We start from the raw sequence: 23,958 nt of genomic DNA on the forward strand, positions 1-23,958 counted from the left end.
CATGACCTCCCTCGAATGCCCTGTTCCGTACACGGAGAACGAACGGCTGCTCCTCGGCCACGGGGCCGGCGGACGTCTCACCGCCGAGCTGCTGGAGTCCTTGGTCCTGCCGTCCTTCGGCCCCCGGGAGGGCCCGCTGGAGGACGCCGCGCTGCTGCCCGGCAGCGGGCACCTGGTCATGAGCACGGACACCTTCGTCGTCAGCCCGCTGTTCTTCCCCGGCGGCGACATCGGCTCGCTGGCCGTCCACGGGACGGTCAACGACCTGGCGATGCGCGGGGCGCGGCCGCTGCACCGTCCCGTGGCCGCGCTCGCCGGTCTGGGCAGCGGTGTCCACGCCCTGCGCGACCCCACACGGGGCGGGCTCGCGGCGGCGCTCAACGAGATCGCCCGGGATTCGGGGGTGCCGGTCGAGATCGACGAGCAGGCCCTGCCCGTGCCGGCACCGGTGGCCGCCGCCTGCGACCTGCTCGGCCTCGATGTCCTGCACGTGGCGAACGAGGGCTGCATGGTCGCCTTCGTCGCACCCGGCGCGGCCGAGGAGGCCCTGGCGGTACTGCGCTCCTTGCCGGAAGGCCGGGAGGCCGTGCGGATCGGGGAAGTGCCACCGGCCGGCGGGCATCCCGGACGCGTCGTCCTGCGGACGGCCGTCGGCGCCCGCCGCGTGATGGACATGCCCGTGGGGGAACAGCTTCCCCGCATCTGCTGAGGACGGCGGAGGAGCCGTGGAGGGCATGGGAGAGGACGCGGTACGGCTGCCGCAGCTCAGGCTGGACGAGCTGCTCGACGAACTCCAGGCCCGGCTGAACGCCGCGCGCGGCACCCGGGACCGGGTGCACAGCCTGCTGGAGGCGGTGCTCTCGGTGGGGCGCGGGCTCGACCTGGAGCAACGGCTTCCCGCCCCGCCACCCGCCGATGCACAGCTTCCTGGGCGTCCCCATCCGGGTACGCGACCAGGTCTTCGGCAATCTCCATCCGACCGAGAAGCCCGGCGGCACGGGTTTCCGGGAGGACGACGTGGCGATGCTCTTCGCCCTGGCCGTCGCCGCGGGCGTCGCCACACGGATCGCCGAACTCGCGAGGGAGATCACGGGCACGGACCTGGCCACGGTCTCCACGCCTCTTCCGGACGGCATTTCCCTGACCGTGGAGGGCCTGCTGGACACCGAGGTGCGCCCGGTCGCCGACGACGCGGTGGCGGCCCTGGGCGAGGCCCTGGCCGACGTCGCCCGGCACGCGCACGCGGGCACGGCGGCGAGCCCCGGCTGGTTTCCCGGCCGGACGGCGAGGGTGAGGGCCGTGCGGCACGTTACGTTGCGGTCCGGTCCGCGGGACGCTGGAAGCAGGACGCCGGACGGACCTCCGTCCGGCCCGGAGGTGACCGACGATGATGTTCTGGTACGGGAACCACGGCGGCGGCTGGGGCTGGCTCGCCATGTCGATCGGCATGATCCTCTTCTGGGTCCTGGTCATCGGGGCCCTGGTGCTGCTCTTCCGCTCCCTCGGCCGGCCCCACGAGCGCCCCCACTGGGGCTCTCCCCCCGCGGCGTCCGCCGAGCAGATCCTGGCCGAGCGCTTCGCCCGCGGCGAGATCGACGAGGAGGAGTACCGGCTCCGTCTGGAGGTGCTGCGCTCCACCGGCCCTCCCGCACCGCCGCGGTGATCCGCCTACGACCCGCCGGCGGGCACGAGCGTGTTGTCGTTGGTCCGTCCGGCGAGGTGGTCGGCGATGTTGTCCGCCGTGGCCCGGACGATCTGGCCGACCGCGTCGCGGGTGAAGTACGCCTGGTGGGAGCTGATCAGGACGTTCCGGAAGGTCATCAGCCGGGCGAGGACGTCGTCCGTCATGACCTCCAGCGACTTGTCGAAGAAGAACACGCCCGCCTCCTCCTCGTAGACGTCCAGCCCGACGCCGTCCAGCCGTCCGGCCCGCAGGGTCTCGACCAGCGCGTGGGCGTCCAGCAGCCCGCCCCGGCTGGTGTTGACCAGGATGGCGTCGTCCTTCATCAGGGCCAGCGCCTCCGCGTCGACGACGTGATAGGTGTCCGGCACCAACGGCGCATGCAGACTGAGCAGATCGGACTCGGCGAACAGGCGCTTACGGCCGACGTACTCCATGCCCAGCGCCTCGCACTCCGCGTTCGGCGCCACGTCGTGCCCCAGCAGCCGCATCCCGAATCCCGCGGCGATACGGGCGAACGCGGCGCCGATCTTTCCGGTACCGAGGACGCCCGCTGTGCGGCCGTGGAAGTCGCGGCCCATCAGGCCGTCGAGGCGGAAGTCGAAGTCACGGGTGCGGGTGACGGCCCGCGGGATCCTGCGGTCGACCGCCAGGGCGAGGGCCCACGCGAACTCGGCGACGGAGTACGGGGAGTAGGACGACACCCGGGACACGGCCAGGCCCAGTTCCCGGGCCGCGGCCAGGTCGATGTTGTTGTACCCCGTGGCCCGTTGGGTGATCAGCTCGGTGCCGCCTTCGGCGAGGGCCCGCAGGACGCACGCGTCCAGGACGTCGTTGACGCTGCTGCAGACGATCCTCCGGCCGGCCGCCGTCGGCACGGTGTCCGCGTCGAGGACGAGGTCCAGGCACCGCAGGTCGTGGTCGCGTCCCAACACCCGCTCCAGCAGCGGCCGTTCGTCGGCGGTCACTCCATAGGCGACGATTCCCTCCACGATCCTGTGCTCCTCACGCATGCCCCGGCTGCTCGTGGTGCGCGGCGGCCTCCGTGGCGATCACGGCCGCCTGGATGCGCCGCTCGACGCCGAGTTTGGCGAGCAGGCGCGAGATGTGGTTCTTGACCGTCTTCTCGGACAGGAACAGCTGCTTGCCGATCTGACGGTTCGTCAGTCCGTCGCCGATCAGGGCGAGGATGTCGCGCTCGCGCGGCGACAGACCGGCCAGCCGCTCGTCCTCCGGCTCGGCGTCCTCCCCGCCGCCCCGCAGGCTGCTCATCAGCCGGGCCGTGGTCGAGGGATCGAGCATCGACTGCCCGGAGGCGACCGTGCGGACCGCGGCGACGAGGTCGGAGCCCTTGATCTGCTTGAGCACGTACCCGGCGGCCCCCGCCATGATCGCGTCGAGCAGGGCGTCGTCGTCGTCGAAGGACGTGAGCATCAGGCAGGCGAGGTCCGGCAGATGGGAGCGCAGCTCCCGGCAGACGGTGATCCCGTCTCCGTCGGGCAGCCGCACGTCCAGCACGGCGACGTCCGGGCGGAGGGCGGGCCCCCGGGCCAGCGCCCGCTCCACGGTCCCGGCCTCGCCGACGACGGTGACGTCGTCCTCGGCGTCCAGCAGGTCGTGAATGCCCCGCCGCACGACCTCGTGGTCGTCCAGCAGGAACACCCGGATCGGTCGCTCCTGCGAGAAGGTCCTTGCCTGATCCACAACCTGCTCCCTGCGGATGATCGGTTCCCGGACGCGCTGCGGCGGGACTGCTTTCCAGCATGTTCCCGCGACCGCTCCCGCGGCGTGGGCCGAACGGTCCATACGTACGACGACGGCTGCCCCGCCCGGCCCCGGCCGCGGGGGCCGGACGGCCCATGACGGTGCCGTGGCCGCGCGGGAACGTGGAGGAGGCAGAGGAAGCGTCGCACAGGGAGGTGCGTCATGGCAGGCACGCCAATGCCCAGGCACCGGTCGGGTTTGCCCGAGCTGATGGAGTGGCTGGGGTCCGGGTTCCCCGACTGGCCGGTGACCTGGCGCTCCCGGAACGCCCATGTGATCCCGATCGAGGTGACGAACGGCGGCGAGCAGTATGTGCTGCGCGCCGAACTGCCCGGGCTGGACCCGGAGAAGGACATCGAGATCTCGGTCGAGGGAGACGTCCTGGCCATCCGGGCCGAGCACACGGAGAGCAAGGAGGACAAGCGACACTCCGAGTTCCGCTACGGCGCGTTCGAGAGGTCCGTCCGGCTGCCGTTCCGGATCCCCGAGGAGGACCCCACGGCGGAGTACCGCGCCGGCATCCTCACCGTGACCGTCCCACGGGCGGCGGAGGAGACACCGGCCTCCCGCACGATCCCCGTCCGGCGCACCGGCTGAGGACGAGGCGGTGGGCACGATGGAACGTCCCCTGGTGGTGGGCGTCGACGGGTCCGACGGCAGTCTGACGGCCCTGGACTGGGCCGTGGACGAGGCGGTCCGCCTCGGTCTGCCGCTGCGGATCGTGTACGCGTCCCTGTGGGAGCGCTACGAAGGAGCGGTTCCGTCCTTCGGCGGCGAACGGCCCGTGGACGAGGTCATGGCCGAGCACATTGCCGCCTCGACCGATCAGCGGGCCCGGAAACGCGCCCCGGATGCCGAGGTGCACCCCGTGGTGGTGCCCGAGGACCCCGCGGACGCACTGCTGCGCGCCTCGTACGAGGCCGCGGCCCTGGTCGTCGGTTCCTCGGGACGCGGAGTCGTCGCCGGGCTGCTGCTGGGCTCGGTGGGGCTGGCCGTGGCCGGGTGCGCCCACTGCCCGGTGACCGTGGTACGAGGCGGGGAACGCAATGTACGGGGCGAGTGCGGCCGGGTCGTCGTCGGGGTGGGCGGCCCCGACGAGTCGGGGGCCGCCGTGCGGTTCGCCCTGCGCGAGGCGGCGGCACGCGGGTGCGAGGTCCAGGCGGTACGCGTCTGGCGCTGCGCCGAGCAGCACCCGGCGGAGCATGTGGCGATGGCGGGCGACACCGCGTACGCCCACGAGCGGCGGGCCTCCGTCTTCCTGGCCGACGCGCTGGAGGAACCGCAGGCCGAGTACCCCGAGGTCGGGGTCCGGCTGACGACCGTGGAAGGTCCCGCGCACAAGGCGCTGCCCGCCCTCTCCGCCGAGGCCGATCTCCTGGTCCTCGGGTCCCCCGGGCGGCAGGGTCGCTTCGGTCTCCAGCTGGGCCGCGTCAGCCACGCCGCGCTGCACCGGTCGGCGTGCCCGGTCGCCGTCGTGCCGCATCCCTGAGGGATTCGGCCGACGTGCGGACCGGCGAGTGCCCTGGTCGGAGCAGTACCGTCGCATCCCGCGCGCTCACCGGGTTCGTCACGGTCCTCCCGGGGAACACAGATCGGGCAGCGGACACCAAGCGTGAGGGACATGTGATGGCTACAGGAACCGTGAAGTGGTTCAACGCGGACAAGGGGTTCGGGTTCATCTCCCAGGACGACGGCGGGCCGGACGTCTTCGTGCACTTTTCCGCCATTCAGTCGTCCGGCTTCAAGTCCCTCATGGACAACGACAGAGTCGAATACGACCTGGTGCAGGGAACGAAGGGGCCACAGGCCGAAAATGTGGTGGTCCTCGAGCAGTAGTCCGTTACCGCTTCCTCCGTCAGCCGGGGCGTCAGCCGGAGTGCGGAGCCGCGGCCTCGTGCTCAAGGTGCTGGACGTGGGCGTCGGGCCCCGGGTAGACGAGCGTCACCCGGTCGGTGTCGGACCACCGCACGTCGTACGGTGGCGTGCCGTCGGCATGGTGCAGACCGACGATCTCCCCGTCCCGTCTGGTCGCACCCGTCGCCGGGCTCTCGACGACGAGGCGGTCTCCGAGGTGCGCGTGCATGGGGCATCACCGTTCTCCGGATCGTCCGCTCCGGCACCGCCGCCGGAGCGTGGGGTGCGTCCGGTTCCAGCCTGGGCCCTCGGCGCCCCGCGGGCATGGGCCGACCGGGACCGGGACGGGACCGTACGGCCCTGGCGGCCCCCGCGGGCGAGCGGTGTGGTGGCAGTGATGTCCCCGATTCGACGCGTCGTTCCGTTCGCCGAGCTGGGGCGGGCGGGCAGCGGCCTGGTCGGCGGCAAGAACGCCTCGCTGGGCGAGCTCATCACCCGTCTCCCGCCCGAGGGCATCAAGGTGCCCAACGGCTTCACCACGACGGCGGACGCCTACCGGGAGCTCCTGGGCACGGGCGGTCTGCGCGACCGGATCGCCGGCCGTCTGGCCGCGCTGCACGAGGGCGCGCCCCTCCCCGAGGTCGGCGGCGCCATCCGCGCCGACATCCTGGCCACTCCCCTGCCGGCCGTGCTGGCGGAGGAGAGAAAGGCAGTTCACGCCCCGGCGTCAGGAGGCCGTGGCATGACCAGCACGATCAGGCCGGGCCTGCTGTCGCTCCTCGGCGGCGTGGGCACCGTCACCAGGAGCAAGTTCATGGTCGAGACCGATCACTCGCGGATCCTGGTGGACTGCGGGCTCTTCCAGGGCCTGGCGGACCTGCGCCGCAAGAAACGGCCCGGCTCGCGGAGATCGTGCTGCGCGACAGCGCCCGCCTCCAGGAGGAGCAGGCCGACCACGCCAACCGCCGCGGCCACTCCAAACACCGCCCCGCCGGGCCGTCTTCGCCGACGCCCTGCACCGCACTCTCGCCCGGGGCGGACTGGTGGTGATCCCGTCCTTCGCCGTGGACCGCACCGAGGTCGTCCTCAACGAGCTGGCACATCTGCGGAGTTCGGGGCACATCCCGCCCACCGTGCCCATCCACGTCGACAGCCCGATGGCCCTCGCGGCGCTACGTGTCTATGAGGAAGCGCTGGAGCAGCGGTCCCCCGAGATCCGCCCGGAGATCCTGGCCGAAGGGGCGGCCGCCCTGGACCCGGCCCCGTTCTCGGCCGCCCGTACGGTCGCCGAGTCGATCGCCATCAACGAGACCGAGGGCCCGGCCGTTATCGTCTCCGCCTCCGGCATGGCCACCGGCGGCCGCGTCCTGCACCATCTGCGCCGACTGCTGCCCGACTCCAGGAACACGGTGATCGTGGTGGGCTTCGCCGCGCAGGGCACCCGGGCCCGCGACCTGGTGGACGGCGCGCGCACACTCAAGATGTTCGGCGAGTACGTTCCCGTGCGCGCCGAGGTCGTCGACGTCCCCGGCTTCTCCGCGCACGCGGACGCCGCCGAGATCCTCGGCTGGCTCCGCGGAGCCCCCTCGCCGAACGCCACCTACCTCGTCCACGGCGAACCGGAGTCGGCCGAGGCCCTGCGGGACCGCGTCGACCGCGGCCTGGGCTGGAACGCCGTCGTCCCCCGCTCCGGGGAACGGGTGCTGGTGCGCTGACGGCCGCCCGCTCGGTCCTCGACGACGCGACGACGCCCAGTCCTCGACGAGACGCCTCGATGAGCCGCTCAGTCCTCGATGGCCAGGACGTTCTCCACGCGCCGCCGCGCGACCCGGGGTCCCTTCGGTCCGTAGCCGAGGCGCAGCATCATCTGTACACGGCCGGTGCCGGTGGAGGGGTCGCGCAGGGGCCAGCGCAGGTCGGGCCATTCGAGGGCCTGGGTGGAGAGGGCGGTGGCCAGGTCCTCCTGGGTGGCCAGGAGCAGGACGCGTTCCAGGGCCTGGCCCGCGCGCAGCCAGTCGGCAGGATGGTCTTCAGCCGTGCTGAGCAGGGCCAGGTGGGGGTCGTTCTCGAAGGGGGTCGCCCCGAAGTCGGAGGTGGGCCGACCGCCCGCGAAGTCGCGTACGGGCGCCCGGCCGCCGAGTTTGCGCGGGCCGAAGGCGTAGTCGGGGACACCGTCGGTGGCGGTGTCGGCGGCGGCTATGCCGATGCGGGTCCAGTGGGCCAGGTCCTCCTCGCTGCCGCGGTCGGTGAGGTTGCGTGCCTCGGCCTCCTCGGTGAGCTCCTGGATCCAGCGCAGGTGCCAGGACTCCGGGAAGGCGAGAGCGGCGCCCTCCTGTGCGGCGGCGTAGGCGAGGGCGGCCTTGAGGCGCTCGGGAACCGGGGTCTCCGAGAACGGGTACCGGCTGGTGTGCCGTCGGTGGATCGCCGGATGGAGCAGGGCCAGGGCGGCGTCGCCCGCGCTGGGCGCGGTGAGCCGCACGGTCGCGAGCAGGGCCGCGTCGTCGGGGGCGGGCAGGAGCGCGACGTCCGGGTGGTGGCCGGCGTGCGCGACGGCGACCCGGAGGTTGAAGAGCGCGGCGCCGCACCCCAGGTGCAGGGCCCGGGCGTCGGGGTCGGCGTGCGGCATGCGCCGCTCGAAGTCGGCGTACAGCCGGAACGTGCGGTCGCCCCGCGTGTAGCGGAACCGCCAGGGCTGCGCGTTGTGCATGGACGGGGCCGCGGCCGCGTCGCGCACCAGCTCCGCGACGCGCGCGTCGTCCATCGTGGGTGCTGCGGTCACCGGAATCCCCCTTCCGGAAGCGGCGGGCCCGGCCGCCGGGCCCTTCCTCCATGGTCGCTCCGGACCGCGGCACCGCAGGGAGGGCCGGGCGTCCCCCCGCCTGGGCCAACCGGCTCATTCCGGCCGGGCCGCGGCCCGGCCACGCTGGAATCCTGGGCACCAAGAGCTTCCGAAGAAGGAGCGGGGCCATGCTGCAGCACCGAACAGTCGACGAGCTCATGACGCGGAACGTGGTCCAGGTCCGCCCGGACACGCCCTTCAAGGAGATCGTCAAGGAGCTCGCGGAGAACGACGTCACCGCCGTGCCGGTGGTGGCCCGCGACGGCCGGGTGATCGGTGTGGTCTCCGAGGCCGACCTGATGCGCAAGTCCGCCGACCAGCCCGACCCCTTCGGCCGCGTGCCGGTGCCCAATCTGGAGGAGTGGGAGCGCGCGAAGGCCGAAGGCGCCCGGGCGGAGGAGCTGATGTCGGCGCCCCCGGTGTGCGCCCGCCCGGAGTGGAACGTCGTCGAGACGGCCCGGCTGATGACCGTGCAGGGCGTCAAACGCCTGCCCGTCGTCGACGAGGCGGACCGGCTCCTCGGCATCATCAGCAGGGCCGACATCCTGCGGGTCTTCCTGCGCGACGACTCCGCCATCCGCGACGAGATCCACCGGGACCTGCTGCGGCGGACCCTGGGCCTGGCCCCGTCGGAGGTCATCGCGGACGTCAAGGACGGGCAGGTCACCCTCACCGGCTCGGTGGAGGCGCGGAGCCTGATCCCGGTGATCGAGCGGCTGTGCCGCTCGGTGGACGGCGTGGTCGCCGTCCACCAGCGCCTCACCTACGCGAACGACGACACGGGCGGCCGCTTCCCGGCCCCCTAGGCCCCCGCAGGCTCGGGAGGAGTCAGCGATGAACGGCATCCAGCGCACGGTCAGTGACGTCATGACCCAGACAGTCGTGGCGATCAGCCGTACGGCCCCGTACAAGGAGATCGTCAGGACGCTCGCGGAGTGGAAGGTCAGTGCGATGCCGGTGCTCGAGGGCGAGGGCCGCGTCATCGGCGTCGTCTCCGAGGCCGACCTGCTGCCGAAGGAGGAGTTCAAGGACCGCGATCCGTCCCGCCTGGAGCAGTTGCGGCAGCTCGACGACCTGGCGAAGGCGGGCGCGGGCACGGCCGAGGAGCTGATGAGCACCCCGGCGGTCACCGTCCACGCCGATGCGACCGTGGCGGAGGCCGCGCGGATCATGGCCCGCAGGGGCGTCAAACGCCTGCCGGTCGTGGACATACACGGCATGCTGACGGGCATCGTCAGCCGCAGCGACCTCCTCAAGGTCTACCTGCGCGAGGACGAGGACATCGCCCGTGAGGTCCGCGAGGAGGTTCTCTCGCACCTCTTCCGCAACCGCCGGCCGACCGTGGAGGCCCAGGTGACGGAGGGCGTGGTGACCCTCTCCGGTTCGCTGTCCGACACATCGATGGTCCCGATCCTGGCCCGGCTCGTCCGTGCCGTGGAGGGGGTGGTGAACGTCGAGCTCCGCCTCACCACGCCCCCCACCAGGTCCCGGGTGCCGGAGCCGCCGGTCGTGGGCCCGCTGTTCTGACCTCCTGCCGAACGGCCGCTCAGCAGTGGCACGAACCCGGCCCGTCTGATCCTCTGATCGAGGGGGATCGGACGGCGGGCGACAGTGCGGAGGAGCGGCCGTGCACGGCGAAGGAACGTCATCGGGCAGTGACGACGCCCTGGGCACCCGCGCCGCCCTGCGCCGCGAACAGCTGGGCATGACCCGGGAGGAACTGGCGCACCGTGCCGGCATGTCGGTCGCCTATCTGCGTCAACTGGAGAAGTTCCCGGGAGACTTCGACCCGGCCGCCGTCATGCGACTGGCCGCCGCCCTGGAGATGCCCTACACGGATCTCGTGACGGGCCGCCCCGACGCCGCCCCCGGCCAGTCCGCACCGGCGGCCCGCCCGGTGCTCATGCGGCTGTCGGAGCACGAGTGCTGGGAGCGGCTCGGTACGCACGGCATCGGCCGCCTGGGTCTGTCCGCCGGAACCGGGACCGTGGTGCTCCCGGTCAACTTCCTGGTCGACGCCCGCACCATCGTGTACCGCACGGACGCGGACGGGGCTGCGGCGGTGACCGCGGGAGACCAACTGGCCTTCGAGACCGACCACATCGACGAGCACCTGAGCAACGGCTGGAGCGTCCTCGTCCAGGGCACCGCGGATCACATCACCGATCCGCACGCGGTACACACCCTCGGCGAGCGCCCGGGAGCGCAGCCCTGGGCGGGCGGCAAGCGCGACCTGTGGATCCGCATCGTGCCCGGCGAGGTGAGCGGCCGTTCGATCCGCACGATGTGACCCGCCATATCGGGTCACCAACCTGTGCCGCATGGTTCCCCTCCCCCGAGAAGAAGCCTGCCCGCCCCCTGCACCGCAGCGGTGCGACGGGCGGACTGTACTGCCGTCGTGGACGCGGCGGACCGGAAGCCATCCACAGTGCGGCCCGTGCACCACGGCGACATCGGACGCCCGGCCCACACCCGTTGATCGTGGAGGCGCCCTCCGGAACCGCTGGAACGCGACATGGTGCGCGCTGGTGCGGCCCGGATGTTCCCGCACGCCCGCCGGCGACGACGGCCGGTTCCACAGCCTGGTGCGCAGGGCCCGGGGCTGCTCCGATGAGCAGGACGAGGGCGCTGCAGGCCGGCACCGGCCACGTCCGCTGAGGACTGTCACTGCCTTGGGCCTTTCCAAAAAGGGAAGTTGCGGATCCGAGAGGGTGTTGAGCAGGCTTCCGCCGGGCCCTCCGTCGAAGCGGGCGTTGTCGGCTGCGGCATGACGAAAGGTTCGGGTTCGGGTTCGGTGAGGATGCCGGCCGACCAGGCGGTCGAGTCCGGTCCTGGCGCTCTCGGCGCATCGGCGTTCGACGCCATTGCCGCGTGTTCAGGAGACCTCCTTGGCATACGGGCCTTGTCCCGTGCCCTCGCCGAGGATGAGGGTCTTCTCGCAGACCGAGAGGGTTACCCCGCTAAGCGTACTTAGCAGCCTTAAGGGTGAATGATGCGCTTGAACCCTGTCTGTGATTGACAAAGCGCGCTGTTATGGGGTTGCTCCCCGTACAGGGGGGATTCTGCGAGAAGGGGGTCGGTCATGAACTTGGAGTTCCGAGCCAAAAGGTATGGGTTCGTCGCTGGAGTGGCGTTGAGTACGGCCGTGCTGGCAGCCGCTCCGATGACGGCCTCAGCGGCAGGGAAGGGTGAGTCCCACAGCCTGGCGCAGAAGCAGGTCGCCTCCCCGTTCACGCTGGTCAACGGGGTGTCCGGTCGCTGTATGGACGATCCCGGCTACGTCACCACCAACGGAACCCAGATCGCGCTCTGGGACTGCAACGGCGGAGTGAACCAGAAGTGGACCGGCAACGGATCGGGGACCCTCACCATCGGGGGCAAGTGCCTCGACGTGGCCAACGGCGCCACCGGCGCCCACACTCCTGGGACAAGGGCCGTTCTCTGGGACTGCAACGGTTCGCCCACCCAGAACTGGGTCTTCAACCCGAACCAGAGCACGCCCATCAAAAACGCGAGTTCCGGCCTGTGCCTGGACACAGCCATGGCACAAGGCACGCCCGGCGTCCCTGTAGTGATGTGGAACTGCGGCACCAGCTCACCGAGCCAGGCATGGACACCCAAGTAAGGCTATGAACTCGGGCCGCCAGGTGGCCTCGACAGCGCAAACGCGGCGAGAGTGCTATCCGTCGCGCCTCGACCGGCCCTATTCATCCTCCCGTCCATACCCTCAGCTAAAGGGCGTTCTACGGGATTTCAATGAATTTCAGCGTGAAGGCGCCAGTAGTGAGGGCTGATTCGCCGGTCCTGGGAGGGCGAAGAGGCTGATGCCGTACTCCGCGGCCGTCGTCCTCTTAGCTCCAACCTCGTCCTGCTCAAGGTACTTGCGGTACAGGAGAAACCCAGCCGAGACGGCAGGCGGCGCCGGCAGACGGCCGGGCACCATCCGCTGTCACACGGACACCGACGGCCCCGAGGCCCATGGCGAACCCCGCTCCCGGCGTCGGGGCCGCCTGCCGGAAGAGCGGATACCGCCACCGCGTGCTCATCGTCGGACCGGCGGCGCGTGGACAACCACGGCGGACGTGTCAGGTGGGGCCGTCACCCCCTGCGGGCCCCATCTCGCGGCGGCCCCTCACCCATCGAAGGGGCTCCCAGGACGGCCACCGCCTCCTCCTCGGGCGGCACTCCGGTCCTGAGAACCGTCCTGGGCCCGTCCGGCCGGACGGTCAGTCGCTCGGGCCGGTCCGCGGTGCGCCAGCCGGACTGCCGGTACGGCCGTGTTCCGAGGCGGCGAGGGCTCGGTTGACGAGCGGGCGCGCGGCCTTCGACTGGAGTCCGCGCATCGCCAGCGCGTTGACCCGGATACCCAGCGCGGACTTGGGGGCCATGGACACGACCCGGCCGGGCGGGAGTTGCTGGGCAGAGGCGGTCCTGGGCCGCATCGTCCGCTCGAAGGCGGTCAGCGCGGCGGGCACCCCGGCGGTGTCGCCGGGCGCGCCGACGGCCCGGAGCGCGGCCGCCAATTCGGCGGCGCCGCGCAGGGCGAGGGCGGTGCCGAGGCCGCTGAGCGGGCTCGCGCACCAGGCGCTGTCGCCGAGCAGGACGATCCGGCCGTCGTACCAGCGCGGCATGTGTACCTGGTCGTAGGTGTCGAGAGAGAAGTCCTCGGCCTGCCGGGCGGCGGCCAGGAACTCGGCGGTGCGCCAGCCGACGTCGGCGAAGGTCCGCTCCAGCAGGGCGAATTGGGCTTCACGGTCCTGCCGTGGGGGCAGGGTGCCGGCGGCGAAGGTCAGGCCGATCTCCTGCTCGCCGGGGTGGCCGGGGCGGGCTTCGACGCTTCGTCGGCCGGGCGCGTTGTGAATCAGGAACCAGCCGTCCAGCGGCGGCGTCCCGGGCTGTTCGGTGAGGGTGAACCAGGCGTGCGCCAGGCCGAGGGGCTTGCGGTAGCCCTCCTCCGGCCCGAACCGCAGCGCGCGGACCCGCGAGTGCGCGCCGTCGGAGCCGACCACCAGGTCGAACTTCTCCCCCGTGCCGCTGCGGAAGCGGGCGAGCACGCCCGTCCCGGTGTCCTCCAGCGCGTCCACGGTCTCGCCGAACCGGTGCGTCACACCCGGCCCGGCCGCTTCGTGGAGGATCCGGGCGAGGTCGGTGCGCAGCAGCTCTTCGCGGGAGACGTAGCCCCGCCCGTCGAACGCCTCCACCGGCATCTCGGCGAGGCGCCGCTCCCGCGCGTCGATCCAGGCCGCACCGCGCTGCGGCACCAGGCGGCCCAGGGCCTGTTGGAGGAGGCCGGCGCGCTCCAGCACCTCCCGGCTGTCGCCGCGCAGGTCGACGGTCTGGCCGCCGGTGCGCAGGGCCGGCGCGATCTCCGCGACGGTGACTGTCCAGCCGTCCCGTTCCATGAGGAGCGCGAGTGTGTCACCCGCGATTCCGCCGCCGACGACGAGTACGTGAGCCATGAGGGGCCTCCGGTTCCGCTTCGATCTGCGAGGCGCCTCAGTATCCCTGCACCCCTGATGCGAATAATTCGCGTTTAACGTAGACCTGCCGACTGCGCTAATGCAAGAGATTCGCGATAGAGTGAGGTGGTGACGCAAGCATCAGGGACAGCCCGCCCCGGAGGCCGTACCGCCCGCACTCGCGAGGCCGTTCGGGCGGCCACCCGCGAGCTGCTGGCCGAATCCACCGACGGCACCGTCGAGATCGCGGAGGTGGCGGCCCGCTCGGGCGTCCACCTCGCCACCGTCTACCGGCGCTGGCGCACCGCCGACGGCCTGATCATCGACGCGGTCGTGGACGAGCTGGGCAGCCGTTCGCCGCTCCCTGCCACCGGCGACCTGCGGGCCGACCTCCAGATCTGGGTCACCACCCTGCTCACCGATCTGACCCGTCCCGGCCACCTGGCCTTCTTCCGGGCCCTGCTCCGGGCCGGCGACGAGGGGCAGGACGCACTGAGCTTCGCCGAGCCACGGATCCGCCAGATCCAGGCCACCCTGGATGCCGCCGGTGCCGCCGCGCTGACCTGGACGGACATCTTCGAGCTGGTCCTGGCCCCGGCATACGTGCGCGCGCTACTGGCCATGCCGATGGACCCGGCGACAGACGCCGTACGACTGGTCGACAACGTGCTGGCCATCCGGTCGGCGCGCGAGCAGCGGGCGGCGGAGTGACCCGACGGCAAGGCCGGCTCCACTCCGGTCGCCGATGCCGGGCCAGGCCGCTGCCACGATCGACGCGCTCTCGGTCCTCGGCGGCGTCGGCCTGACCGTCCTGGCGGGCACGGCCGTCGAGGCCCACCGCTCCGACTGGCAGCGCCGCACACCCGACGACCAGGTGCCGCTTGCGGCCGTTGGTCTTCTCACCCGGGTCATAGCCGCGACTCGCCCGGCTGACGGTCTCGGCGGCCTTGACCGCGTCGGCATGATGCCGGTGACCGTGACGCGCTACGCACTCTTCGCCGCGCGGGTACGCGTCACGGTCACTGGCATGCTGCGGCGCCGGAAAGGCGCGGCCCGCCTATACGGCTTGGGTGAGTGGGCGCCGCTCGATCAACCCCCGTCGCCCAGGGACCACTTCAAAACAGCTGGAAGCCCGAGCCATCAGGGAAGGACGGCCGGCCCAAATCCACGAGGAGCTACCTCACCGCCGCGAGCAAATCGCAGGAACTCTCGAAGGGGTATGCATATATAAGCGCGACCTGCGGATCCGCATCGCGCCCGGCGAGGTGAGCGGCGCGCCATCCGTGCCATGTGCCCCACCCGCACCCCATCTTCAATCCGCCCACCGACCCAGCGGGCGGAAGCGCAACCGGGAGAGCTCGTCCAGCCGTTCGGCCGTCCCTGGCATCGGCCGCTTGCGCACGAACGCCGACCGCAGGGCGTGATACGGGGCGTCGGGCGCGAAGAACGTCGCGTGCATGCGCGCCAGTTCGTCGGCGCGGTGGGCCGCGAGCGGCCGGGCGGCCTCGTCCCGTTCGCGTTCCGCCTTCTTTCGGGCCACCCGGGCCGGTACGTCGGTGTGGCGGACGACGTCCGCCGCCAGCGCGGCGACCGCGCCGGCGAACTCCCCGGGCGCGACGGGCAGGACCCGGTCGGCCAGCCCCAGGGACAGGGCGCGGGCCGCGCTCAGCGGCGCGGCCTCGTCCATCAGCGCCCGGGCCTGCTCGGCGCCGACGCGCCGGGGCAGGGTGTACGTCCAGTACTCCGACCCGTACAGGCCCATCAGGCGGTAGTGCGGGTTGAGCACCGCGCCGTCCCGGCACCACACCTCGTCGGCGGCGAGCGCCAGCATCGCCCCGCCCGCGGCGGCGTTGCCCGCGAGGGCCGCGACGACCAGCCGGTCGGTGGTGGTGAGCACCTCCTCCACCAGGTCGTCCATGGCGACGATGTTGGCCCACGACTCCGCGGCCGGGTCCGGGGCCGCCTCGATGACGCCCAGGTGGATGCCGTTGGAGAAGAAGTCCCGTTCGCCGCCGAGCACGAGCACCGAGACCGGCCGCTCGCGGGCGAGGCGGTAGGCGCGCAGCAGCCGTCGGCACTGCTCCGTGCTCATCGCCCCGCCGGGGAAGCGGAACCGGAGGAAGCCCACTTCGCCCCGCTCCGTGTACCGGATGTCGCTCCAGGCCGACCGGTGATCCGGAGGGGCCGGGACGTCCGGGACCCCGGACAGCCGGCCGGCCGGCGCGAGGGCGGCGGGCAGTTTGATACCGGGCGGTGTCGTCTCCGTCCGGCAGCGGCGCAGTTCGGGGATCCACACGGCGCCGTCGGCGGTCGCCCGGCAGATGGCGCCGTTGCGGGTGGCCAGCACCTCGCCCGGGGTCCCGCGCAGCCGGTCCTCGGCGTGGCCGCCGTGCAGGAACCATGCGCACCCCAGGAGTTCGTCCCGCACCCCCGGCCACGAGTCCGCGGCGCGCAGCGCGCGCAGGACGGACGCGGTCGGCTGCGTCCGCCAGTCGATGCGGCGCACGTCCTGGGACAGGTACGGGCGGACCCGTGCGGGGAGGCCGTCCTGGGGCCGGGGCAGCCACTCGCCGGAGTCGTACCGCTCGACGGCCAGGAGCACGGCCCGGACGGCGGCGTCGGTGACCTCGCCCCGGTACAGATCGCTCTTTGCCACCCCCTCGGGCACCGTGAAGGCGGCATCGGCCCAGACGGGCCCCGCGTCCATCTCCTCCTCCGCCTGCAGCACCGTCACGCCCCATTCCCGGGCGTCCGTGTGCAGGGCCCAGTCCAGCGAGGACGGGCCGCGGTCGCCGGGCGGGCCGGGGTGGACGACGAGGCAGGTGTGGCGTGCGCGGACGTCGCGGGGGATCGCCGTCCTGAGCATCGGCGCGACGACCAGGTCCGCGGGGTGGCGGTACACCGCCGCACGCAGCGCCGCCTCGTCGTCCGCCACGCCGACGGCCACGGTGTGCCCCCGGTCGACGAGTTCCGTGAAGACCCGCTGGGTAAGGCTGTTGAACGCGCTGGCGACGAGCAGGATGCGCATGGCGGCCGTCCTTCCTGGTACGGGCACGGGCCCGACGATCGTCGTCGACCGCCCGTCGCCCCTGACCATGCACCGCCGCGCGGCCACCGTCGATTGCCCCGCACAGGCGAACGAGAGCCTGGCGGCCGCGCCGTGAGCGGTCGGCGAAGCCCACCGCCGCGGCCCGGGACTGCGACTGCCGCATGCGTGGATCCTGCTGTCCGACCAGCCCGCCGACGTCCCCGCCGACCGGGACCGGAACCACTGGGTCGGGCACATCGTGCGCGCGGCCGGACGACGGCCGTCCAGCACCGACAGGCGCCGGACGTCGTCGCGACCGGCGAGGCTTCCGGCGCCGCGCCGGGGGGGTACCCCGGGCGGCGCGGGAAGAGGCCGGCCGGCCCTGGCAGGCCGCTCCTCGGAGTGGTGTGATGGAAGTGGCGGGAAGGATGTCTGAAGGACGCGGGGAAGCGGCCGGCAGCCGTGCACCGCGCAATCGGGATCCGCGAGAAGTGGATGGCCTCCTTCCCGTCCAGAAGGTCGCCCCGCACGGGCGGCCCGGCGTGCGCTCCGGCCCGCCGGACGCGAGGACATGGCAGGGGAACGGCGGGATACCCGCCCCCGGCTGCGGATCGGCATGGAGCGGGTGGCCGACCTCCCGCCGAAGGCGCTCGTCGACGCCGCGGCGGAGTCCGTGCTCCTGGCCCTCGGATCGCGCGGCCTCGGCAGCCTGCAGGGCTTCCTCCTGGGCTCCGTGAGCCTGCCGGTCATCGCCCACGCCTCCGCGCCCGTGGCCGTGGTCCACGAACCCGACGAACCCGCACCGGCCGAGGCCGGCCCCGTCGTGACCGGCCTCGGCCACCACGACCCCCACGACCCGCTGCTCGGCTGCGCCTTCGAGGCCGCCGCCGACGCCCGGTTGCTCGTCGTCGGACGCCGCGAGGACAGGCCCCTGCCCGGCACCCGCATCGGCCCCGTGACCCACGGTGTACTGCACCACGCGCGGTGCCCCGTCGCGGTGGTCCCGGCCGGCTGAAGGGCGGGCGGCCGGTACCACCCGCCGGTCCGGCCACCCGGTCGGTCCGGGGCAACGCGCGTACAGATCTTCGCTCCCAGGGTGGAGAAGTGATCGCCCGCCGACTTTCGGAGGCAGCCCCGAAGCCTGTATATGCCAGAGTCGCCCCACGGTGATGGGGTCCTCCTGTAGGACAAGGACATCGGGCGACCCAGGGAAGGCAGGCGGATGGCCGAGCACACCGTCCTCGACGAACAGGGCTCCGCCGGCCGGGCGGTGTGCCTCCGCGACGGCCGTCGCCCGTGCGCCGACGACCGCGGCGCGGCGGACGAGCGGTTCCGGGGGCTGCTCGAATCCGCTCCCGACGCCATGGTCATCGTGGACGACGGGGGTGTCATCCGGCTGGTGAACGCCCAGACGGAGGCGCTGTTCGGATACGACCGCCGGGAGCTTCTGGGGCGTCCCGTGGAAGTCCTCGTACCGGGCCGGTTCCGCGACCGGCACACGGCGCACCGCGAGAGCTATGCGCGCAACCAGCAGTTCCGTCCCATGGGCGCCGGGCTGGAGCTGTACGGGCTGCGCAAGGACGGACGGGAGTTCCCCGTCGAGATCAGCCTCAGCCCGCTGCGGTCGCCCGAGGGCGTGCTGTTCTCGGCGGCCGTCCGCGACGTCACCGAACGCAAGGCGGCGGAGGCCGAGCTCACCCGGCTCTACGAGGAGCAGCGGCATGTCGCGCTGACCCTGCAGCGCAGTCTCATGGGCACCCCGCCCGACGTACCCGGGCTGCGCACCGCCAGCCGGTATCTGCCCGCCACCCGGGGCGCGGGGGTCGGCGGGGACTGGTTCGACCTCGTCCCGCTGGCGGACGGCGGAGTCGGTGTCCTGATGGGCGACGTGATGGGCCGCGGCCTGGAAGCGGCCGCCGTCATGGGCCGGCTCCGCTCGGCCGCCAACGCCCTGGCCCGTACCGGCATGGCGCCCCACCGGCTCATGGACGTCCTGGACGCCGTCGTGGCCGACCTCCCCGACCAGCTGGTCACCTGCTGCTATCTGGTCGTCCGCCCCGGCAGCGCCGGGATCACGCTCTGCTCGGCGGGGCACCTGCCCGTGCTGCTGGCCGCTCCCGGCCGCGACGTCGAGCCGCTGGCCACGCCGGTGAGCGTGCCCCTGGGCGTGGGAGGCGTCGCACACGGGCAGACGACCTGCGCCGCTCCCCCGATGTCGGTTCTCCTGCTCTACACCGACGGGCTGGTGGAGACGCCCCGGACGGACATCGAGGAGCGGATCACGGCCCTGGCCGGTGAACTGGGCGCGGCCCTCGACAAGTCGGACGACCTGGAGACCGTGGCGGACTCCCTGCTCGAAGCCATGCGCCCGGACCACGCCGCCGACGACGACGTGACCCTGCTCCTCGTACAGCTTCCGTGAAACGAACGGGTCAGACGCCGGCCGCGACCGCCACCGGACAAGGTGCGTGGTGCAGGACCGCGTGTGTCACCGAGCCGATGCGGCGGATGCCGTGCCCGTCCGCGGCATGCCGTCCGACCACCAGCAGACAGGCGGACGCGCTCCGGGCCAGCAACACCTGTGCGGCGCCGCCCAGTTCGGTCTCCTCGACCACATCCACCCGCGGGTACCGTTCGCGCCAGGGGCGCACGGCATCGCTCAGACGCTGCTGCTCCAGTTGCTCCAGGCCGCCCGCCTCGGCGGCGAGGCAGTAGGAGCCGGCGCTCCAGGCGAAGACCGGGGGGATCGTCCAGGCCCGCACGGCCCGCAGGCGTGCCCCGCGCGCGGCCGCGGCCTCGAAGGCGAGGTCCAGCGCGGGCGCGACGGCCGCCTCGTCCGCGTCCGGAACACCCACGACGACCTCGCCCCGGGCACGCCGTCCGGCGTCGTCCTCGCGCGGGCTGCGCACGAGGACGACGGGGCCGACGGCCTCCCGCAGGACGTGCAGCGCCACGGAGCCGACGAGGTGGCCCACGAGCGTGCCGTAGCCGCGTGAGCCCAGGACGAGCAAGCCACTCCGGGCGGTCTCGGCCACCAGGGCGGACACCGGGTCGTCGGGCAGCAGCCGGGTGCCGACCTCCAGGCCCGGGTGGGCGGCGGTCACCCGCCGCTCCCCCTCCTTCAGCACGTCCTCGGCCCACTTCTGCTGGGCTTCGGCGTCGACGGCGACCGGGACGTCCGGGGACCGCCACACCCAGGCGTGCACCAGGCGCAGTGCCGCCCCGCGGCGTGCCGCCTCGGCGGCCGCCCAGTCGGCGGCGGCGAGGCTGTGGTCGGTGCCGTCGAGTCCGACGGTGAGGGTGGTGGGCATGAGCACCTCCGGGGTGAAGGCTGTGTATGCGCGTATGTCCACTGTCCGGTGTGCGGCGGTATCCGGCCGAGGGCCGAAAGCCCCTGCTCCGGGGGCCGGTTGGGCCGGGTCCGCCTCAGGCCACGGGGATCAGGGTCACGGGGCAGTGGGCGTGGTGCAGCACCGCGTGGGTGACGGGGCCGAGTTGCAGGCCCAGCGGGTGGCGGGGGCGGTGGGCGGCGAGGACGACGACGTCCGCCTCCGCGCTCGCCTCGACCAGCGCCCGCCCGGCGCCCTCGTACACCGCCTCGGTGCGCACCTCCACGTCCGGGTACTCCTCGCGCAGCACCGCCGTCGCGAAGGCCGGTACGGCCGCCTCGCGCGTGTGCTGCAGGCCGGTGTCCTCCCACGGTCCGGCGCCCGGCGGCACGGCCGGGTACTGCCAGGCGTGCAGAACCCTGAGCGCGGCACCGCGCCGGCGTGCCTCCTGGAAGCCGAAGCGCACCGCGTCGGTGTCCGCCTCCGAGGCGAGGCCGACCAAGACGACGCCCCGGGTGCCGGCGGTCCCGCCGCGCACGACCAGCAGCGGTCCGGAGCAGTGGGCGGCCACGCGCAGGCCGACCGACCCCAGCAGCAGACCGGCGAAGCCGCCGTGCCCCCGGGTTCCGACGACCGTCACCGCGGCATCGCGCCCCGCCCGCAGGAGGGCCCGGGCCGCCGGTTCGGTGGTCAGGTGCGGTTCGGTCCGCAGCCCCGGATGGCGGGAGGCGATCCGCTCGACGGCGGCATCGGTCACGGCGCGCCCGGCGTCGTAGAGCATCTGTCCCTCGTCCGCGCCGCGCATCTCCCCCGGCCGCTGCCGCTTGCCCCGCGGGTCCGCTCCGGTCCCGGGCGCGCGCAGGCCCCAGGGCCAGCCGCAGACGACTTCCAGGGCCGCATCGCGCCGCAGGGCCTCCTCGGCCGCCTGGTCGAGGGCGCGCAGCGCGGGGTCCGAGCCGTCGAAACCCACCACCACACGGCCGGTGGGCGGGGCGTCTGTCGGAAGCATGGTCTTCTCCAGAGGTGGAGGGCCGGGAGGGGGCCCGCGGATGCGCCGCCGTCTCCGGGGATCCGTCACCGGTGTCCCGTGCCGCACAGGTTCCTGCCCCGTGACCGCTCCCGCCCGGGGCCGTACGGCTCCGGGCGGGCCCGAAGGTCCCGGCTCCGGAGGCCGGCTGCCCGGGTATCAGGCCATCGCGGCCACCGCCGTACGGGGCGCGACGCCCAGGTCGCCGAGTTCGTGCACCACCACGTCGGCGCCCCGGTGGAACATCTCGGTCATCCGGTGGACGTCCCCGGCCGGCGTGAGCCCGACGATCCGGCCGAACCCGCCGCGGGAGGCGGCCTCCACACCGTACGGGGAGGCGTCCACCACGGCCGTTTCCTGCGGGCCGGCCCCCAGCAGCCGGGCCGCGCGGTGCGGCAGCGCCGGATCCGGCCGGGCCGGTGCGCGCCGGTGTCCCTGGTCGTCCCCGTCGAGCACCACGTCGAGCAGGGGCAGAAGACCGCGGGAGGCGAGCAGGCCGCGCGCCCTGGCCGTGCCGGAGACGGCGGCGCAGGCGATGCCCCGGCGGCGGAGATCCCCCAGCAACTCGGCCGTGCCCCGCCTGATGCCGACGCCATAGTGGTGCAAGTACCTCTGAAGCATGGCCTGTTGACGGACGGCGAGCATATGCGCGGCCCTCATGGCCTCGCCCAGGCTTCCGGCTTCGAGCCCGCGTGCTTCGAGGAACGGCACCAGCGCGCCCACGGGATGGGTACTGTCCGGGAAGCGGGGCAGCTCCGTCTCGGGCTCGGGCCCGCGTAATCCCGCTCCTGGCGCATACGCCTCGAGGTAGGCGTCGAGGATGCAGGTCCAGGCCGCCGCTTGCACCTGGGACAGATCGGTGATGACCGAATCGGTGTCGAGCACGACCGCACGGATGTGTGGGGGCAGCACCGGGCAGCTCTCGGGGATTCGTTCGGTAGTGCGGGCGGTCGTGCCGACGAGCGGACGCATCTCCGGCCTCCTGGGTAGCGGTCAGGCGTCCATCACAGTGGAGGCGCGCCTCGCGGGCCATGGGCCCAATGACCCCGGCCCCCGCCGTTCGGCCGCCGCGTCCCCCCTCCCGACCGGTCCGAGCCGGACGGCCTCGGACCGCTCGGACCGCTCGGACTGCTCGGACATGCTCATCGGGGTGACCGGGCGGCGAGGGGGAGGCGGATCCAGATGTCGGCGCCGCCGTTCTCGTGGTTGGTGGCGCCGTAGTGGCCGCCTGCGGCGCGGGTGAGGGCGGCGGTGATGGCGAGGCCGAGGCCGGTGCCGTGTCCGGAGCGGGCGGGGTCGGCGCGGGTGAAGCGGTCGAAGGCGTGGGGCAGGAAGCCGGGCGGGATGCCGGGGCCGTGGTCGCGGACGTGGATCTCCGCCCGGCCGTCGGCGTCGTGGACGGTGATCTCGACGGAACCCCGGCCGTGCCGGAGGGCGTTGTGGACGAGGTTGGTCACGGCACGGTCCAGCCGGTCCTCGGGGAGGGCGACCGTCACGTCTTCGGGGCACTCGACGGTGATCCGCCGGCCCGGTGCGCTGTCGCCCAGGCGGGCGGCCACCCGGCGCAGTACCGGCGCGACGAGGGCGGGCCCGGCAGTGGGCGGAGCCGTGGGGCGGTCGGTCCGTGCGAGGAGCAGGAGGTCTTCGGCGAGTCGGACGAGCCGTACGGTCTCCTCGTGGGCCGAGACGAGGGCGGCGCGCAGTTCATCGGCCTCCCGCGGCTGGCGCAGGGCGAGTTCGAGTTCGGTGTGGAGGAGGCTGAGCGGGGTGCGCAGTTCGTGACTGGCATCGGCGACGAACTGCCGTTCGTGTTCGAGTGCTGCCTGCAGGCGGCCGAGCATGTCGTTGAGGGTGGTGGCCAGGCGGGCGATCTCGTCCCGGCTGGGCGGCACTTCCAGGCGTCGCCCGGGGGTGTCCTCGGTGACCGTGGCGGCCTGGGCGCGCATCCGCTCCACGGGGCGCAGTGCGGCGGTGGCGAGGAAGTACGCGCCGACGGTGGCCAGGACGAAGACGACGGGCAGCGAGGTGAGCAGTTCGCGGCGCAGGTCGTCGAGGGCCTCGTGCTGGGCGGTCAGGCGGCTGGGGTCCACCGTCGGGCCGTATTCGTTCCGGGCTTCCTCGAAGCGGCTGATGGTGATGTAGCCGGTGCCTGCCAGGACTGCTGCCATCACCGCGGCGAAGATCGCGGTGAGCCGGATCCGCAGAGGTAGGCGGTTCATGGCGCCGCGCTCGGGAAGGTGCGTCCGCCGTCGCGCCGGAGCCGGTAGCCGACGGTACGGATCGTCTCGATGGCGCGGGTCCCGAAGGGGCGGTCGATCTTGTCGCGCAGGGCCTTGATGTGGGCGTCGACGACGTTGGAGTACGGGCTGGTGCCCAGGTCCCAGCAGTGCTCGACCAGTATGTCGCGGGTGAGGACCATGCCCGGCCGCCGCAGCAGCGCCTCCAGGAGCGCGTATTCCTTGCCGGTGAGGGCGATCTCGTCCTCGCCGCGCCGTACGGTGCGGGTGGCCGGGTCCAGGGACAGGTCTCCGGCCCGGAGGACGGCGGGCCGTTCCCCGGGGCCGCGGCGGATCAGCGCACGCAGGCGGGCCATGAGCTCGTCCAGGCTGAACGGCTTGGTCAGATAGTCGTCCGCACCGCCGTCGAGCCCTCTGACCCGGTCGGCGACGGCGTCCTTGGCCGTGAGCATCAGGACGGGGACCCACGCCCCGCGGCGGCGCAGCTCGGTGCAGACGGCGAAGCCATCCGGGCCGGGCAGCATCACGTCCAGGAGCACGGCGTCGTAGGCGGCGACGGCGGCCAGGCCGAGGGCTCGTGGTCCGTCGGCCGCGGTGTCGACGGCGTAGCCCTCCTCGGTGAGCGCCCGTCGCAGCAGCCTCCGCATCTTGGGTTCGTCCTCGACCACCAGGACCCGCACGGCCACCTCCTCCGGTCTCGTCCGCCGTCACCCTGCACACCGTTCATGAAGATGCCATGA

At 73.0% G+C, this 23,958-nt stretch carries 25 protein-coding genes and 3 pseudogenes; 17 read left to right on the forward strand and 11 right to left on the reverse strand.

Translation table 11 applies throughout. From position 1 onward, the window contains the following. Nucleotide 1: 1 nt before the first annotated feature. The 3 genes and pseudogenes from AB8735_RS01325 to AB8735_RS01335 all read left to right on the forward strand — a co-directional run bounded on the left by AB8735_RS01325 (nt 2) and on the right by AB8735_RS01335 (nt 1,663). Complete coding sequence (locus AB8735_RS01325; RefSeq protein WP_372404493.1) at nt 2-709, forward strand: AIR synthase-related protein; 708 nt, start codon at nt 2-4, stop codon at nt 707-709. A 25-nt stretch (nt 710-734) separates the two neighbouring features. Continuing rightward, nucleotides 735-1,152 (forward strand): annotated as a pseudogene (locus AB8735_RS01330) (GAF domain-containing protein); the annotation flags it as partial. Between the two features lie 235 nt (nt 1,153-1,387). Then, on the forward strand, nt 1,388-1,663 hold the full coding sequence (locus tag AB8735_RS01335) for an SHOCT domain-containing protein (RefSeq protein WP_344026409.1): 276 nt from the start codon (nt 1,388-1,390) through the stop codon (nt 1,661-1,663). A gap of 5 nt (nt 1,664-1,668) precedes the next feature. On the opposite strand, the gene AB8735_RS01340 is transcribed toward AB8735_RS01335, so the two are convergent. Together AB8735_RS01340 and AB8735_RS01345 are read right to left on the reverse strand one after the other, a co-directional pair. Continuing rightward, nucleotides 1,669-2,694, reverse strand: a complete 1,026-nt coding sequence (locus AB8735_RS01340) for a 2-hydroxyacid dehydrogenase (protein WP_372404496.1) — start codon at nt 2,692-2,694, stop codon at nt 1,669-1,671. Beyond that, nucleotides 2,687-3,385, reverse strand: a complete 699-nt coding sequence (locus AB8735_RS01345; RefSeq protein ID WP_372404497.1) for a response regulator — start codon at nt 3,383-3,385, stop codon at nt 2,687-2,689. The genes AB8735_RS01340 and AB8735_RS01345 overlap by 8 nt, the downstream gene beginning before the upstream one ends. Nucleotides 3,386-3,607: 222 nt before the next feature. Between AB8735_RS01345 and AB8735_RS01350 the strand changes: the two genes are divergently transcribed. The 3 genes from AB8735_RS01350 to AB8735_RS01360 all read left to right on the forward strand — a co-directional run bounded on the left by AB8735_RS01350 (nt 3,608) and on the right by AB8735_RS01360 (nt 5,281). Beyond that, nucleotides 3,608-4,042 (forward strand): Hsp20/alpha crystallin family protein, encoded by a 435-nt coding sequence (locus AB8735_RS01350; RefSeq protein WP_372404500.1) that lies wholly within the window; start codon nt 3,608-3,610, stop codon nt 4,040-4,042. 19 nt (nt 4,043-4,061) lie between these two features. Beyond that, complete coding sequence (locus AB8735_RS01355; protein ID WP_372404501.1) at nt 4,062-4,934, forward strand: universal stress protein; 873 nt, start codon at nt 4,062-4,064, stop codon at nt 4,932-4,934. Between the two features lie 137 nt (nt 4,935-5,071). After that, nucleotides 5,072-5,281, forward strand: coding sequence for a cold-shock protein (locus AB8735_RS01360; protein ID WP_344026421.1), 210 nt, complete (start codon nt 5,072-5,074; stop codon nt 5,279-5,281). A gap of 46 nt (nt 5,282-5,327) precedes the next feature. Here AB8735_RS01360 and AB8735_RS01365 read toward each other — a convergent pair. Next, a pseudogene (locus AB8735_RS01365) lies at nt 5,328-5,528 on the reverse strand (DUF1918 domain-containing protein); the annotation flags it as partial. Between the two features lie 168 nt (nt 5,529-5,696). Here AB8735_RS01365 and AB8735_RS01370 point away from each other — a divergent pair. The 3 genes and pseudogenes from AB8735_RS01370 to AB8735_RS01380 all read left to right on the forward strand — a co-directional run. Next, a pseudogene (locus AB8735_RS01370) lies at nt 5,697-5,990 on the forward strand (PEP/pyruvate-binding domain-containing protein); the annotation flags it as partial. Nucleotides 5,991-6,211: 221 nt separating this feature from the next. Then, on the forward strand, nt 6,212-6,349 hold the full coding sequence (locus tag AB8735_RS01375; RefSeq protein WP_372411963.1) for a hypothetical protein: 138 nt from the start codon (nt 6,212-6,214) through the stop codon (nt 6,347-6,349). Next, nucleotides 6,343-7,014 carry an MBL fold metallo-hydrolase RNA specificity domain-containing protein gene (locus tag AB8735_RS01380; RefSeq protein WP_372404505.1) on the forward strand — a complete coding sequence of 224 codons (672 nt, stop codon included), beginning with the start codon at nt 6,343-6,345 and terminating at the stop codon, nt 7,012-7,014. Before AB8735_RS01375 ends, AB8735_RS01380 begins: the two co-directional genes overlap by 7 nt. Before the next feature lie 68 nt (nt 7,015-7,082). Here AB8735_RS01380 and AB8735_RS01385 read toward each other — a convergent pair whose 3' ends face one another. Beyond that, nucleotides 7,083-8,060 (reverse strand): nitroreductase, encoded by a 978-nt coding sequence (locus tag AB8735_RS01385; protein WP_372411748.1) that lies wholly within the window; start codon nt 8,058-8,060, stop codon nt 7,083-7,085. Nucleotides 8,061-8,269: 209 nt separating this feature from the next. On the opposite strand from AB8735_RS01385, the gene AB8735_RS01390 reads away from it, so the two are divergent. From AB8735_RS01390 to AB8735_RS01405, 4 genes are all read left to right on the forward strand, one after another. Then, nucleotides 8,270-8,944 (forward strand): CBS domain-containing protein, encoded by a 675-nt coding sequence (locus AB8735_RS01390; protein ID WP_344027322.1) that lies wholly within the window; start codon nt 8,270-8,272, stop codon nt 8,942-8,944. 28 nt (nt 8,945-8,972) lie between these two features. Next, a complete protein-coding gene (locus tag AB8735_RS01395; protein WP_372404508.1) occupies nt 8,973-9,665 on the forward strand; it encodes a CBS domain-containing protein in 693 nt (230 codons plus the stop codon). 100 nt (nt 9,666-9,765) lie between these two features. Beyond that, a complete protein-coding gene (locus AB8735_RS01400; protein WP_372404510.1) occupies nt 9,766-10,428 on the forward strand; it encodes a helix-turn-helix domain-containing protein in 663 nt (220 codons plus the stop codon). Nucleotides 10,429-11,283: 855 nt separating this feature from the next. After that, nucleotides 11,284-11,763 carry a ricin-type beta-trefoil lectin domain protein gene (locus tag AB8735_RS01405; protein WP_372404511.1) on the forward strand — a complete coding sequence of 160 codons (480 nt, stop codon included), beginning with the start codon at nt 11,284-11,286 and terminating at the stop codon, nt 11,761-11,763. Nucleotides 11,764-12,364: 601 nt separating this feature from the next. Here the strand turns inward: AB8735_RS01405 and AB8735_RS01410 are convergent. Then, nucleotides 12,365-13,597 carry an FAD-dependent monooxygenase gene (locus AB8735_RS01410; RefSeq protein ID WP_372404514.1) on the reverse strand — a complete coding sequence of 411 codons (1,233 nt, stop codon included), beginning with the start codon at nt 13,595-13,597 and terminating at the stop codon, nt 12,365-12,367. A 129-nt stretch (nt 13,598-13,726) separates the two neighbouring features. Here AB8735_RS01410 and AB8735_RS01415 point away from each other — a divergent pair, with 129 nt between their 5' ends. After that, complete coding sequence (locus AB8735_RS01415) at nt 13,727-14,308, forward strand: TetR/AcrR family transcriptional regulator C-terminal ligand-binding domain-containing protein (RefSeq protein ID WP_372404515.1); 582 nt, start codon at nt 13,727-13,729, stop codon at nt 14,306-14,308. Nucleotides 14,309-14,909: 601 nt separating this feature from the next. Here AB8735_RS01415 and AB8735_RS01420 read toward each other — a convergent pair. Beyond that, nucleotides 14,910-16,625, reverse strand: coding sequence for an enoyl-CoA hydratase-related protein (locus AB8735_RS01420; RefSeq protein ID WP_372404518.1), 1,716 nt, complete (start codon nt 16,623-16,625; stop codon nt 14,910-14,912). Between AB8735_RS01420 and AB8735_RS01425 the strand changes: the two genes are divergently transcribed. From AB8735_RS01425 to AB8735_RS01435, 3 genes are all read left to right on the forward strand, one after another. Beyond that, entirely contained in the window at nt 16,624-16,761 is a 138-nt protein-coding gene (locus AB8735_RS01425; protein WP_372404520.1) for a hypothetical protein, read from the forward strand. The two genes, AB8735_RS01420 and AB8735_RS01425, sit on opposite strands and share 2 nt — an antisense overlap. A 435-nt stretch (nt 16,762-17,196) precedes the next feature. Continuing rightward, nucleotides 17,197-17,640 carry a universal stress protein gene (locus AB8735_RS01430; protein WP_372404522.1) on the forward strand — a complete coding sequence of 148 codons (444 nt, stop codon included), beginning with the start codon at nt 17,197-17,199 and terminating at the stop codon, nt 17,638-17,640. 207 nt (nt 17,641-17,847) lie between these two features. Continuing rightward, nucleotides 17,848-19,047 (forward strand): PP2C family protein-serine/threonine phosphatase, encoded by a 1,200-nt coding sequence (locus AB8735_RS01435; protein WP_372404525.1) that lies wholly within the window; start codon nt 17,848-17,850, stop codon nt 19,045-19,047. Between the two features lie 10 nt (nt 19,048-19,057). Here AB8735_RS01435 and AB8735_RS01440 read toward each other — a convergent pair whose 3' ends face one another. The 5 genes from AB8735_RS01440 to AB8735_RS01460 form a co-directional block, all read right to left on the reverse strand. After that, complete coding sequence (locus AB8735_RS01440; protein ID WP_372404527.1) at nt 19,058-19,936, reverse strand: universal stress protein; 879 nt, start codon at nt 19,934-19,936, stop codon at nt 19,058-19,060. Nucleotides 19,937-20,051: 115 nt separating this feature from the next. Next, entirely contained in the window at nt 20,052-20,963 is a 912-nt protein-coding gene (locus AB8735_RS01445) for a universal stress protein (RefSeq protein ID WP_372404529.1), read from the reverse strand. A gap of 177 nt (nt 20,964-21,140) precedes the next feature. Further along, the gene (locus AB8735_RS01450) at nt 21,141-21,953 is read right to left on the reverse strand and encodes an HAD family hydrolase (RefSeq protein WP_372404531.1); all 813 of its coding nucleotides are present in this window, start codon (nt 21,951-21,953) and stop codon (nt 21,141-21,143) included. Nucleotides 21,954-22,123: 170 nt separating this feature from the next. Further along, the gene (locus AB8735_RS01455; RefSeq protein ID WP_372404533.1) at nt 22,124-23,200 is read right to left on the reverse strand and encodes a sensor histidine kinase; all 1,077 of its coding nucleotides are present in this window, start codon (nt 23,198-23,200) and stop codon (nt 22,124-22,126) included. Continuing rightward, nucleotides 23,197-23,898, reverse strand: a complete 702-nt coding sequence (locus tag AB8735_RS01460; RefSeq protein ID WP_372404536.1) for a response regulator transcription factor — start codon at nt 23,896-23,898, stop codon at nt 23,197-23,199. Before AB8735_RS01460 ends, AB8735_RS01455 begins: the two co-directional genes overlap by 4 nt. Nucleotides 23,899-23,958: the final 60 nt, after the last annotated feature.

The sequence above is a fragment of the Streptomyces luteireticuli genome (assembly GCF_041519305.1).
Classification (GTDB): Bacteria; Actinomycetota; Actinomycetes; order Streptomycetales; family Streptomycetaceae; genus Streptomyces; species Streptomyces luteireticuli.